Here is a 12,926-nt window from a genome sequence, read left to right on the forward strand (position 1 = left end):
GGAATAAAAGTGGTCAACATAGGTTTATTTCGTGATTATTACACACACTGGCTTGTTTTTTTCCACACTGGGGCGGAGTAAGGATAAAGGAACAAGGATTAAGGATTATAAATGATGAGAAAAGATAACTTAAAGAAGCATAAACCTGTCGAATTTTTATCTTTTGTTTCTTAATCCTTGTTCCTTTATCCTTTAGTCCTTTATCCGCTTTATTTGTTAATTTTGCAACCTCAAAATGAAATTTAATTTAACAGCACAAGACCCGCTTTCAAAAGCCCGCGCAGGTGAAATTACCACCGATCACGGCACCATACAAACCCCTATATTTATGCCCGTTGGTACTGCCGGCACAGTAAAGGCAGTGCATCAGCATGAACTTAAAAATGATATAGAGGCGCAAATTATTTTAGGTAACACCTATCATTTATACCTCAGACCAGGTCTTCATACACTTGAACAGGCCGGGGGATTGCATAAATTTAATGGCTGGGATGGACCTATTTTAACCGATAGCGGCGGTTACCAGGTGTATTCATTAACCGAAGTACGCAAAATAAAAGAGGAAGGTGTTACTTTCCGTTCGCATATTGATGGCTCAAAACATCTGTTCACGCCAGAAAATGTAATGGATATTCAGCGCATTATAGGTGCCGACATCATCATGGCTTTTGATGAATGTACCCCTTATCCTTGTGATTATCACTACGCCAGACGATCAATTGACATGACACACCGTTGGCTAAAACGTTGCTGCGACCGCTTTGACAGTACTGAACCAAAATACGGATATAGCCAAACGCTTTTCCCTATTGTACAAGGCTCTGTATATAAAGATCTGCGCGTAAAATCAGCAGAAGTTATTGCTTCTTACGAGCGTGAAGGTAATGCTATAGGCGGACTTTCGGTTGGCGAACCTGCCGAAGAAATGTATGCTATGACAGAAATTGTTTGCAATATATTACCGGAGCAAAAACCACGTTACTTAATGGGTGTAGGTACACCGATTAATATATTGGAAAATATAGCCTTAGGAATTGATATGTTTGATTGCGTTATGCCAACCCGGAACGCCCGCAATGGTATGCTTTTCACTAAAAATGGCATTATCAATATCAAAAACGAGAAGTGGAAAAATGATTTTTCAGCCATTGAAAGTGATAGCGAACTGTTTGCCGATAAAAATTATACAAAAGCATATTTGCGCCATTTAATACACTCGGGCGAGATGCTTGGAGCTCAAATTGCTACTTTGCATAATCTCCATTTTTACCTGTGGCTGGTTAAAGAGGCGCGCAAAAAGATCATATCCGGTGAGTTTTATAACTGGAAAAATATCATGGTTAAGCAACTTGGTCAACGATTATAGCCGTTCAATATTTCATTGGTTCATTAGTTTATTAGTCTTAACAATATTAATAACAGCTCATATGAAACCAATGAACCAACGACCCAATGAACTAATAAACAAAAAATGAAGGAATTTATTCACCGGCACCTGAAGGTTATTGACAGGTTTATTATGGGTAAATATCTGGGCACTTTTGTGTTTACCATGGGTATTTTTGCTGCTGTATCGGTAGTGTTTGATGTATCTGAGAAGCTGGATAATTTTACCAATAAACATGCTTCATTACACGATATTGTATTCCAGTATTATGCAGGGTTCGTCCCCTTTTACCTGAATATGCTATCGCCCCTGATTAACTTTCTGGCAGTAATTTTCTTTACAGCCAAAATGGCCAACCAAACAGAAATTGTACCCATTTTAAGTGGGAAAGCCAGCTTTAACCGCTTTTTAAGGCCTTATTTTATAGCTTCTACTATCATATTTATCGTATCCTTTTTTGCTAACGTCTACCTCATTCCGTATACTAATCACCTAAAAAACGACTTTGAGAATGCCAATGGTATAACTGATAATGACCCTACTAAAATTGAGGTACATATGCAGATAGATAAACATACTTTTGTATATCTGCAAAACTATGACCCAACTGTACATACTGGATATCAGTTTATTATGGAAAAGTTTAATGGAGATACCCTCCGTGAAAAATTGATTGCCCAACAGGTTACCTATGATTCGGTTAAGAGGGTTTGGTCATTAAAAAACTATACGGTTAAGTATATAAACGGCCTGAAAGAGCAATTTATCAATAGTCCTACACCAAAAGACACTACGCTTGATATGCACCCGAGCGATTTTGTGGTATATGATAATGTGTATGCTGCTATGTCCCTAAAGGATTTAAATAAGAATATAGATAAAGAAAAACTACGCCGTCCGGAGGTTCTAAACAATCTTTATTATGAGAAATATCACCGTTTTATATACCCTTTGTCGGCCTATGTTTTAACCATTGTAGGCGTAGCCCTATCATCCCGTAAGGTACGGGGCGGTGTTGGCTTACCGCTGGGAATTGGCATTATACTCTGCTTTACCTATATTATCGTAGAGAAATTTTCCATAGTATTCTCTATAAAAGGCGGTGTACCACCCATTTTTACCGTTATGATCCCTAATACTACGTTTGGCTTACTCGGTTACTATTTACTCTTAAAAGCACCAAAATAGTGGCTACGAAAAGCGGTAAAGAAAGCCTTAACAAGAACCTGATCATACTCCATTTCACTGTTTTTATCTGGGGATTTACCGGTATTTTGGGTAATCTTATTACTATTTCGGCAGTACAACTGGTATGGTACAGAGTGATGATTGCCGTTATATCGCTGTTTTTATATTTCAATTTTAACAAAACGGCTATCAGGGTTGACCAAAAAATCTTCCTAAAAATGGCGTTCACAGGCGCTTTAGTGGGTGGTCATTGGATACTTTTCTTTGCCTCTATCAAGCTATCTACGGTTCCTGTAACGCTGGTTTGCCTGTCCAGCATCACTTTATTTACGGCAATATTTGAGCCTTTGTTGAACAAAACAAAGATCTCAAAACTGGAGATCATGGCCGGATTGTTGATCATAACCGGCATTGCTTTGATATTTAAATTTGAATCACATTACACTAAGGGTATCATTACCGGGCTTGTAAGCGCCGTTTGCGCCAGCCTTTTTTCGATTATCAATTCAAAATTCATAAAGAACCACGAGGCTCCTATCATCGCTTTTTATGAGTTAACCGGTGCGTTTTTCTGGATCTCGATATACCTTTTATTAACCAATGGTTTTAACAGATCGCTCCTTTTAAAACCCAGCGATATCGGGTATCTGATACTGCTTGGCACTGTATGTACATCGCTCGCCTATGTTGCCGGCGTATCTGTTATGCGTGAGCTTTCGGCTTTCAAAGTGGCCCTCATCACCAACCTCGAGCCGGTTTATGGTATCCTGATGTCATTCATTTTTTTTGGTGATATGAACAAAATGACGGTAGGTTTCTGGGTAGGAGCAGTCATTATTTTGTCTACAATATTCCTGTATCCGGTAGCTCAAAAGCAAATCGCTAAACGAAAAGCAAGGCCTTAATCCTTCCTACTTTATTTCCTCCGGCAGCACTTTTCCTGTAAACACCAGATTATTTCATCGGTACATTCCCCTCTCCATAGCTACAAAAAATCACCGCCATATCCTTTGTATTTGGTGCTGGCAAACCTCCATAGGGGATAGAAAGGCACCGGATTTTAAGGCCATTTTTAGGCCTTGTATGGCATTATTTTTTTTCGCCGGATTTCTCACCGTTTAAACATTCTTGCGCGCAACAGCGCCAAAATTCACTTTTTAGTTAGTGTACTAAATAAAAAATTAAGCAATTACGATAAAATATTATCTAAACTCCTTTTTAAAACAAAAATTCTATTCAAAAATTTTTCAAATACTTATTTTATTAAATTTATAAAATTTTAATAATCAAATATTTAAATTGATTATTAAAAGTAAAAATTAAACAAAACAGATTTAACTAAAACAATAAAAAACTAAAAAAATTAGCATTAAAAGTTAAAGTACTTAAATAATGTATTTATATAGTTAATATTCAGATAAATAAAAGCTCTTATATAACTAACAACTACATATGAAGAGATTAATTTAAAAGTTTACAGATAGTGTTATAAACTTTAAAACAAGGAATGAAATAAAATTGGCCAGACATACCCGGTTGTATACAAAAATTAAATTCGGTGAAATTTTTTGGATTCTCAGCGGAGGAACAGGAGTCTGTTTTCGGGCCACAGAACATGGTGGTATAAGAAGCGAGAACAGTCAAAACGCAGCAGAACCTGGATCGCCAAATCAGGTATATATTCAGCAGTCTCGATCCTGTCAAAATAACGGCTTCATTTTGTTCAGCTTTCTTCCAGAACTAAAATTCAAAACCATCAAAAACCGATTCCATTTTTATACGACGATCGAAAACCAATTTTTCAGGTGCCCTGTTCCCCCCTGCTCCCGCCATGTTTTTCAGTTTTCAAAAAGTGCTTAATGAAAATGATTTTTAATAAAGATTTAAAAACCGGATATTGTATAAACTGTTAAACCAAATCGTCATGAGCATTAAAACAATCACCATAATAGTAATCACCATTTTGCTCACCGCGGCATTGGTGCAAAACACAGACAAGGTTCCATTCGCTTTTTTATTTTCCAATTTTTATATTTCAAAATTGACGATGATGGCCGTGGTAGCCGTTGTAGCTTTTATTTTAGGTTGGCTTGTTGGCCGCCCCAAGAAAGCAAAATTTGACATTGGAGGTTATCATGACAACATCCACAAAAAAGAAGACCACAATACACTAAGTGACGAGGACAGGGATTACATCAGCTAACATCAAATAACAATCATGGAAAAGAAAATTGGATTTATCGGCCTTGGTAACATAGGCATGCCCATATCGCAAAATCTCATCAAGTCGGGTTATCACTTACAGGTCTATAATCGTACTCATTCAAAAACAGATGAGCTTGATGCTGCGTACGTCACCAAATGCCAAACACCTGCTGATGCATCCGAGGGAGTCCACATCGTGATCACCGTACTTTCAGATGACGACGTACTGAAAGAAATAACCTTGGGCGATCAGGGCATTCTGGAGAAATTACCAGAGCATGCCATCCATATTTCCATGAGTACCGTCTCGCCCGAAACGTCCGAACAACTTACCCTCCTTCATGAAGAAGCCGGCAGTCACTATCTGGCCGCTCCTGTGTTTGGCCGGGCAGAGGCCGCTGAGGCTCGTAAACTATGGATCTGCGTATCCGGCAATCAGCATGCCAGGGATACGGCCAAACCTGTACTGGATTGCTTAGGCCAGGGTGTGATAGATTTTGGAGAATCGGCGGGCGGAGCAAACGTGATAAAAATTGCAGGTAACTTTATGATCATGGCTTCGATGGAACTCATGGCGGAGGCTTATACTCTTGCAGAAAAGAACGGACTGGACCGGGCACAGGTAGCCAACTTTTTTGGATCGACACTGTTCAATGTTCCTATTTTTCAGAATTATGGCCGGGCTATTGCCAATAAGCAGTACGAGCCGGTAGGTTTCAAATCAAAATTAGGCTATAAGGACGCGCGTCTGGCATTTAAATTATCCCAGACAAGCCAGACACCTATGCCACTCGTAAATGCCTTACACAGCCGCTTATTGAGCGCCATAGCAAAGGGCTGGGGCGAGACTGATTGGGTAGAAGCTATTGGACGGGGCGTGAGCGAAGATGCCGGTGTTTGATTAATTCGGATTTCGGATGTTCGACTTCGGATTTTTTGATTGCCTGATTTTTTTCAATTAATCATGTAGAGTTTTGTTAAGCACGACAAAATCCGAAGTCGAACATCCGAAATCTCAAATTATAAATAAAACACTTCATTCTCTGCTTCCAGGTGTTGCAGGTTGGGCGTTTGTTCAAATATGCCAAATACCGATGCTCCGCTCCCGCTCATGCTGGCGTAGATGGCGCCAGCTTCATACAAGGCTGCTTTAACACCTCGTATCTCCACATGGTTTTTAAATATCGATGCTTCAAAATCATTCTTGATATATTTTTTCCACTCGGTGATAGGCTCAGCAATGAGATCAAATAATGATTCTTTTACAGGGGTTGGTTTAACCCCTCTGAAAGCCTCGGCGGTTGATATGTGAACATCAGGCATCACCAAAGCGATTTTATATTTGGACAGATCCAATCTGATCGATTCAAATTCATCACCCTTCTCAAAAGCGAAGACTGGTTTATTCTCGATAAAGAAGGCACAGTCGGCACCAAGCTTGCGTGCATAACCGGTCATTTCGGCAACAGACAGCCCGAGTTCAAATTGCTGATTCATCAGCCTGATAAAATAAGCGGCATCGGCCGACCCCCCGCCCAGTCCGGCCCCTATCGGAATATTTTTATGCAGATGGATACTCACCGGTGGCAGGTCATGGTCATTTTTTAATAAATGATAGCCTTTAATGCACAGGTTGTCCTCTACCCTGCCCGGGATATCCAAACCGGATGATTCAAAACTCAGCTTATCGCTCACTACAACCTCAAGCGCATCTTTAATGTTGATGGGATAAAAAATGGTTTCCAGATTATGATAACCGTCGGGCCGGCGTTCGGTAATGTTGAGGCCAATGTTTATTTTTGCGTTCGGAAAAAGGATCATAGAAAAAAGACTAACACCGCGTGTATTTTTGCACATCGGTTAGGATGTCAAAATTAGATTATTTTTCTTTGCCTTTTAAAATTGTTCATTGGTTCACTGGTTCATTAGTTCATTAGGCTCTTCAAAACTTAATCAACTTAATCCAACCACTCACCAATCAACCCAGTCTAATTTAATTAACCAAAAATGAAACAGTATCTCGATTTGATGAGCCATGTGATGGAAACCGGCGCGCAAAAGCATGACAGGACAGGAACCGGTACGGTAAGTGTATTTGGCTACCAGATGCGTTTCAACCTCAAAGATGGTTTCCCAATGGTGACCACCAAAAAATTACACCTTAAATCCATTATTCATGAACTCATCTGGTTTTTGAGCGGCGATACCAATATCAGCTATCTGAAAGAAAACGGAGTACGCATTTGGGATGAGTGGGCCGATGCCGAGGGTAACCTCGGGCCGGTGTACGGCTACCAGTGGCGTTCATGGCCAAAACCCGACGGTGGTCACATTGACCAGATAACCCAGGTGGTAAATCAAATTAAAAACAATCCCGACTCGCGCCGTATGATCGTATCGGCATGGAATGTTGCAGATGTGAACCAGATGGCCCTGCCCCCTTGCCATAGTCTTTTCCAGTTTTACGTAGAGCCCCCTAACCCACTGAAGGGAGAATCAAGAGGCAAGCTGTCTTGTCAATTATATCAGCGCAGTGCCGATATATTTTTAGGTGTACCGTTCAATATCGCTTCCTACGCTTTGCTGACTATGATGATGGCACAGGTATGTGATCTGGACTATGGCGACTTCATCCATACTTTTGGCGATGCCCATTTGTACAACAACCATATGGATCAAGCCCGTTTGCAACTAAGCCGTGAACCACGCCCCCTGCCAACCATGAAGATTAATCCCGAAGTTAAAGACATCTTCGCTTTTAAGTTTGAAGATTTCACTTTGGAGAATTATGATCCGTGGCCGCATATTAAGGCAGCAGTGGCGGTGTAGTTGTCTGAATCAGAATTTTCAGAATTTAAAAATTAACAGAATTTTATTAATCTTACAACAATTAATGCCCACACGTCATTGCGAGGCACGAAGCAATCCCGATCTGTAGAGTCACCCTGTACAGCATAAAGATTGCTTCGTACCTCGCAATGACGTAATAGGCAGGATATACTACTACTGAATTCAGGAAATTCTCAAATTCTGAAAATTCTGATTCAGACAAATGACTAAATGACGATAATGACCACATCTATCATAGTTGCCATAGCCAAAAACCATGCTATCGGCAAAGACAATAAACTACTCTGGTATTTACCCAATGACCTGAAACATTTTAAGGATGTCACCACCGGGCATACGGTTATCATGGGTCGCAAAACTTATGAATCGGTTGGCAAACCATTACCTAAGCGCCGTAACATCGTAGTAACCCAACAGTCCATCACTATTGAGGGCTGTGAAGTTGCAGGCTCCATAGAAGATGCCCTGGAGCTTTGCGCAGGCGAGGATGAGGTATTTATTGTTGGTGGCGCCCAAATTTACCGGCAGGCCTTACCGCTAACCGATCGTATTTATTTAACCATCATTGATCAGGATTTTGACGGTGATACCTTCTTCCCGGAGCTAAATACTGAGGAGTGGACAGAAACGGAACGGAAAAATTTTGAGCCTGATGAAAAAAACAAGTACAGGTACTCCTTCATCACGTTGGAACGTCGGTAACATTTTCTGTCATCAAATTGTTTTAATTTAAAATTTCATGCTTGCGAAATTTTATTAGATTTGCCGTCTTATTAAAAAAAGCTTATAAACTAATTAATTACATATTATAATTCGATGCAAGGTAAAGGGGTTATTAAATTTTTCGCCATTCTGCTGGCTGTAGTATGCTTATACCAGCTATCTTTTACGTGGGTGGCGCGCAAAGTTCAAAGTGATGCCAAAGTATATTCAAAGGGTGACCCTAAGAAAGAAACAGCGTATCTGGATTCGATGTCTTCACAACCGGTATATCCGTTGTTCAAACACAATTATCAATACGTTCTTCAAAGAGAATTGGCATTAGGTCTCGACCTTAAGGGCGGGATGAACGTTACCATGCAAATTTCGCTTGACGAGTTGGTAAGGAAAATTGCCAACAACAATCCGGATGTTGTGTTTAACCAGGCTTTGGCAAATGCCGACAAATTACAGGCTAATGCACAAACCACTCAAAAGGATTTCATTACACTTTTTGTTAGCGAATACGAAAAACTGAATCCGAACGGTAAACTGGCTGCCATATTTTCAACAAAAGACAACCAGGACCATTTGAAGTTTAACGCTTCCAACAGCGAGGTTGCTGCTTATTTGAAAGATCAGGCTAATACCGCGGTAAAACAATCGTATACGGTTTTAAATACCCGTATCAACCAGTTTGGTGTTACGCAACCTAACATTCAGTTAGAGCAAAGCTCAAATCGTATTTTGGTTGAGCTGCCAGGTGTAAAAGAACCAGAGCGTGTTCGTAAGCTATTACAAGGCTCTGCCAAGTTAGAGTTCTATGAAACTTATGATAATGCCGAGGCTTATCAATATCTGATCAACATTGACAACTTGCTGGCTGCAAAAAATAAAACAGCTAAAGCAGATTCATCAAAAGCTAAAGCTACTACGACTGCTGCTGCTAAAACTGATACTACCGCTAAAGCCGGTTCATTATTGAGCAAGGTTCAAAAAAATGCGGCTAAAGATACTTCTGCATCAGCGTTGGCCAGCAAAACGCAACTGGCTGCATTGCACCCACTGTTTTCGGTGTTATCCCTAAACGTTATTCCTGACGCAAGCGGACAGCAGCAATTAGGTCAGGGTCCTGTTGTAGGTTATTCTCCGCTGAAAGATACGGCTAAAGTTAACTCTTACTTGCATAACGCCGATGTGCAGGCGGTAATACCACGCAACCTGAAATTTCTTTGGGAAGTAAAACCTGCAAAAAATAGTAAGGACAAAATATTCGCATTATATGCGATCAAATTAACAGGCGCTGAAAACGGCCCGGTATTATCGGGTGATGTGATCAATGACGCTCGTGCTGATAATGATCCTAAAGGAAACCCGGAAGTTGTGATGATCATGAACTCCGAAGGTGCCCAAAAATGGCGTACAGTTACTGCTGAGGCATCGTCAGGTACCAACAAAAAATCAGTAGCCATTGTCTTGGATGATAATGTATACTCTGCGCCAGTCGTTCAGAATGAAATTTCCGGTGGTGTATCTTCTATCTCTGGAAACTTTACGATTGAAGATACCAAGGATTTGGCCAACGTATTAAAAGCTGGTCGTTTACCTGCTCCGGCTCACATCATATCAGAATCGGTAGTAGGTCCGTCATTGGGTCAGGAAGCCATCAATGCCGGTGTTACTTCAAGTATATTAGGCTTGGTTGTGGTATTGATATTCATGATCGCTTATTACAACCGTGCGGGTACTGTAGCGGTTGTAGCGGTTGTCATCAACATATTTTTCCTGATGGGTGTATTAACCAGCTTAGGCGCGGTATTAACTTTACCTGGTATTGCCGGTATCGTACTCACCCTGGGTATAGCGGTTGATGCCAATGTACTGGTTTACGAACGTGTTCGTGAAGAATTGGGCTTAGGCAAATCATTAAGGATAGCTGTAGCCGATGGTTTCAAACATGCTTTACCATCTATCCTCGATTCGCAGATCAGTACTTTCTTAACCGGTTTGATCCTGTTCATCTTTGGTTCGGGCCCGATACAAGGCTTCGCAACCACATTGATGATCGGTATCATTACCTCATTGTTCTGCTCATTGCTGATCTCAAGGGTTATATTTGAGTGGATGCTTGATAAAGGTTGGGATATCAAATTTTCACATCCATGGAGCTCACATACCTTCAAAAATGCCAATTTCAAATTCGTAAAAAATCGTTTCAAGTTTTACGCGTTCTCAGGTATATTCATCTTAGCTGGTTTAATATCCATCTTCACCCGCGGCTTTAGCTACGGGGTAGATTTTGAAGGCGGTCGTAACTATATCATTACCTTCCCTAATAAAGCCGTTACTACCGAAGCCATTCATGATGCAGTTGATGCTACATTAGGCCGCAGTACGGAGGTCAAAACATTTGGTGCTGATAAAATGAGTATCACCACAAACCTGTTGATCAAGGATAACAACGCTGCTACTGATTCTAAAGTAAGGAGCACATTGATCCAGGCTTTAGGCACCAAAGAGGCAACCCGTATAACCGATAAGGATATAGTAGGTTTCTCAAAAGTGAGCGCTACTGTTGCTGATGAATTAAAAACATCAGCCGTCTACACCGTATTGTTCGCTATATTTGTTATCTCAGCCTATATCCTGATCCGTTTCCGCAAATGGCAGTTCAGTTTGGGTGCGATGGTAGCAACCGCGCACGATGCGTTATTGGTATTATCATTCTTCTCTTTATTCAGAGGTATACTTCCATTCTCGCTGGATATTGACCAGGCGTTCATTGCAGCGATATTAACGGTAATCGGTTACTCGATCAATGATACCGTGGTAGTGTTTGACAGGATCCGCGAGTTCTTGGAACTGCACCATGCCAAAACTGATAACCCTGAAGAAGTAATTAACCAGGCTATCAACAGCACGCTAAGTCGTACCATTATCACCGCTTTAACCGTGGTATTCGTATTGATCGTATTGTTCATATTTGGTGGCGACGTGATCAAAGGCTTCTCCTTTGCGTTATTGATCGGTGTGATCTTCGGCACATACTCTTCAATCTGCGTAGCAACTCCGGTTATTGTTGACTTTGGTAAAAAAGACCTGAGATAAACACTCCGTAAATTTATTTATAAGGCCCCAAAGAACATTTGGGGCTTTTTTTGTTTCTATAAATATTTGAGGCATTTAAAAAGAGACACATTTGTTGTATCTCTGCATAAAATAAAACACCTGTGCTATGAACTTAACAGACAGCTCAAAATTCCCACTGGTAGTTATTGTTGGCGGAGGCTTTGGCGGCCTCCAGGTAGCCAAGCATCTTAAAGACAAGCCCGTTGATGTTTTAATGCTCGACAAGCATAATTATCATACTTTTCAACCACTTTTATACCAGGTGGCTACGGGAAGTCTCGAGTCGGAATCCATCGCTTTTTCGCTGCGTAAAAACTTTGCCAATCAAAAGAACTTCAGGTTCAGGATTGCCGAGGTGCTTAAAGTAAATGCCGAAAAGAACACGATTGATACTACCATTGGCGAAATAGCCTATGATTATCTCGTGATAGCTACCGGCTCAACCACCAATTTTTTTGGGAATAAGGATATCGAAAAGTTTTCGATGCCTATGAAGTCTGTCCCTGAAGCGCTTAACCTGCGATATGCTGTATTGCAAAACATAGAGGAAGCCTTACTCAAGCCTACAAAAGAAGAGCGCGACCCTTACCTCACCTTTGTGCTGGTAGGCGCCGGGCCAACCGGTGTAGAACTATCGGGTGCACTGGCTGAATTACGCAATCATATCCTCGCTAAAGATTATCCCGAGCTCAAAAAAGAGGATATGAAGGTATACCTTGTTGACTTCCTGCCAAAAGTATTGGGGCCTTTTTCTGAGGAAGCATCGGCCGCGACTAAAGAGTTTTTGACCAAAATGGGTGTTGAGGTACTTTTGGGCGTAAAGGTAGATAGTTATGATGGTGAAGAGATCAAGTTTGAAGGGGGTAAAACTATCCGCACTAAAACCGTAATATGGAGTGCCGGCGTTATGGGTGTAGTGCCAGAAGGTATTGACCCTAACTTTATTGAACGCGGCAACAGGATCAGGGTTGATAGCATTTGCCGTGTTGTAGGCACTAACAATATATTTGCCATTGGCGATGTGGCAGCCATGATAACCGACGAAACGCCCAAAGGTCATCCCGGCGTAGCACAAGTGGCCATACAAATGGGTCAGCATGTGGCCAAATCTATAGCCCAGCTCATCAACCATGAACCAACAACACCTTTTAAGTATTTTGATAAAGGCTCGTTAGCCACTATTGGCCGTAATAAAGCCGTTGCCGACCTGGGTAAAATAAAATTCCAGGGATTTTTTGCCTGGCTCATATGGCTGTTTGTCCACCTGATATCGCTTTTAGGTGGCCGTAACAAGGTGATCGTGTTTATTAACTGGGTATCCAGCTATATCACGTATAATGGCGGCACAAGGCTTATTATCCGCAAATTTGAACGTGAGGGCCTTACCGAAGATCAGCACCTACCAAAAACGGTTGATTGATTCCGAAGTCTTAGGTCCGAAGCCAGAAGTCTTTAGTTAAAACGCAAA

General features: G+C 41.1%; 10 protein-coding genes. 9 read left to right on the forward strand and 1 reads right to left on the reverse strand.

Annotated elements, in window-relative coordinates:
- Positions 1-235 precede the first annotated feature (235 nt).
- From tgt to ACNURT_RS19365, 5 genes are all read left to right on the forward strand, one after another.
- The gene (gene tgt, locus ACNURT_RS19345) at positions 236-1,366 is read left to right on the forward strand and encodes a tRNA guanosine(34) transglycosylase Tgt (protein WP_419699121.1); all 1,131 of its coding nucleotides are present in this window, start codon (positions 236-238) and stop codon (positions 1,364-1,366) included.
- A gap of 105 nt (positions 1,367-1,471) precedes the next feature.
- The gene (locus ACNURT_RS19350; RefSeq protein ID WP_419699122.1) at positions 1,472-2,575 is read left to right on the forward strand and encodes an LptF/LptG family permease; all 1,104 of its coding nucleotides are present in this window, start codon (positions 1,472-1,474) and stop codon (positions 2,573-2,575) included.
- Positions 2,572-3,480: a DMT family transporter gene (locus tag ACNURT_RS19355; protein WP_419702137.1), complete on the forward strand. Its 909-nt coding sequence runs from the start codon at positions 2,572-2,574 to the stop codon at positions 3,478-3,480. Before ACNURT_RS19350 ends, ACNURT_RS19355 begins: the two co-directional genes overlap by 4 nt.
- Before the next feature lie 1,019 nt (positions 3,481-4,499).
- The gene (locus ACNURT_RS19360) at positions 4,500-4,778 is read left to right on the forward strand and encodes a LapA family protein (RefSeq protein ID WP_419699123.1); all 279 of its coding nucleotides are present in this window, start codon (positions 4,500-4,502) and stop codon (positions 4,776-4,778) included.
- A 15-nt stretch (positions 4,779-4,793) separates the two neighbouring features.
- The gene (locus ACNURT_RS19365) at positions 4,794-5,681 is read left to right on the forward strand and encodes an NAD(P)-dependent oxidoreductase (RefSeq protein WP_419699124.1); all 888 of its coding nucleotides are present in this window, start codon (positions 4,794-4,796) and stop codon (positions 5,679-5,681) included.
- A gap of 119 nt (positions 5,682-5,800) precedes the next feature.
- On the opposite strand, the gene ispE is transcribed toward ACNURT_RS19365, so the two are convergent.
- A complete protein-coding gene (gene ispE / locus ACNURT_RS19370; protein ID WP_419699125.1) occupies positions 5,801-6,637 on the reverse strand; it encodes a 4-(cytidine 5'-diphospho)-2-C-methyl-D-erythritol kinase in 837 nt (278 codons plus the stop codon).
- Between the two features lie 150 nt (positions 6,638-6,787).
- Between ispE and ACNURT_RS19375 the strand changes: the two genes are divergently transcribed.
- The 4 genes from ACNURT_RS19375 to ACNURT_RS19390 all read left to right on the forward strand — a co-directional run bounded on the left by ACNURT_RS19375 (position 6,788) and on the right by ACNURT_RS19390 (position 12,878).
- The gene (locus ACNURT_RS19375; RefSeq protein ID WP_370995501.1) at positions 6,788-7,609 is read left to right on the forward strand and encodes a thymidylate synthase; all 822 of its coding nucleotides are present in this window, start codon (positions 6,788-6,790) and stop codon (positions 7,607-7,609) included.
- Between the two features lie 240 nt (positions 7,610-7,849).
- Positions 7,850-8,332, forward strand: coding sequence for a dihydrofolate reductase (locus tag ACNURT_RS19380; RefSeq protein ID WP_419699126.1), 483 nt, complete (start codon positions 7,850-7,852; stop codon positions 8,330-8,332).
- Positions 8,333-8,446: 114 nt separating this feature from the next.
- A complete protein-coding gene (gene secDF, locus ACNURT_RS19385; protein ID WP_419699127.1) occupies positions 8,447-11,437 on the forward strand; it encodes a protein translocase subunit SecDF in 2,991 nt (996 codons plus the stop codon).
- Positions 11,438-11,564: 127 nt separating this feature from the next.
- Entirely contained in the window at positions 11,565-12,878 is a 1,314-nt protein-coding gene (locus ACNURT_RS19390) for an NAD(P)/FAD-dependent oxidoreductase (protein ID WP_419699128.1), read from the forward strand.
- Positions 12,879-12,926 lie beyond the last annotated feature (48 nt).

Source organism: Mucilaginibacter sp. NFX135 (assembly GCF_048565145.1).
GTDB lineage: Bacteria > Bacteroidota > Bacteroidia > Sphingobacteriales > Sphingobacteriaceae > Mucilaginibacter.

What these genes read in the sequence shown, in the direction of transcription:
- tgt (WP_419699121.1), top strand. Translation starts at nt 236, where the DNA reads ATGAAATTTAATTTAACAGCACAAGACCCGCTTTCAAAAGCCCGCGCA.
- ACNURT_RS19350 (WP_419699122.1), top strand. Translation starts at nt 1,472, where the DNA reads ATGAAGGAATTTATTCACCGGCACCTGAAGGTTATTGACAGGTTTATT.
- ACNURT_RS19360 (WP_419699123.1), top strand. Translation starts at nt 4,500, where the DNA reads ATGAGCATTAAAACAATCACCATAATAGTAATCACCATTTTGCTCACC.
- ACNURT_RS19365 (WP_419699124.1), top strand. Translation starts at nt 4,794, where the DNA reads ATGGAAAAGAAAATTGGATTTATCGGCCTTGGTAACATAGGCATGCCC.
- ispE (WP_419699125.1), bottom strand. Translation starts at nt 6,637, where the DNA reads ATGTGCAAAAATACACGCGGTGTTAGTCTTTTTTCTATGATCCTTTTT.
- ACNURT_RS19375 (WP_370995501.1), top strand. Translation starts at nt 6,788, where the DNA reads ATGAAACAGTATCTCGATTTGATGAGCCATGTGATGGAAACCGGCGCG.
- ACNURT_RS19380 (WP_419699126.1), top strand. Translation starts at nt 7,850, where the DNA reads ATGACCACATCTATCATAGTTGCCATAGCCAAAAACCATGCTATCGGC.
- secDF (WP_419699127.1), top strand. Translation starts at nt 8,447, where the DNA reads ATGCAAGGTAAAGGGGTTATTAAATTTTTCGCCATTCTGCTGGCTGTA.
- ACNURT_RS19390 (WP_419699128.1), top strand. Translation starts at nt 11,565, where the DNA reads ATGAACTTAACAGACAGCTCAAAATTCCCACTGGTAGTTATTGTTGGC.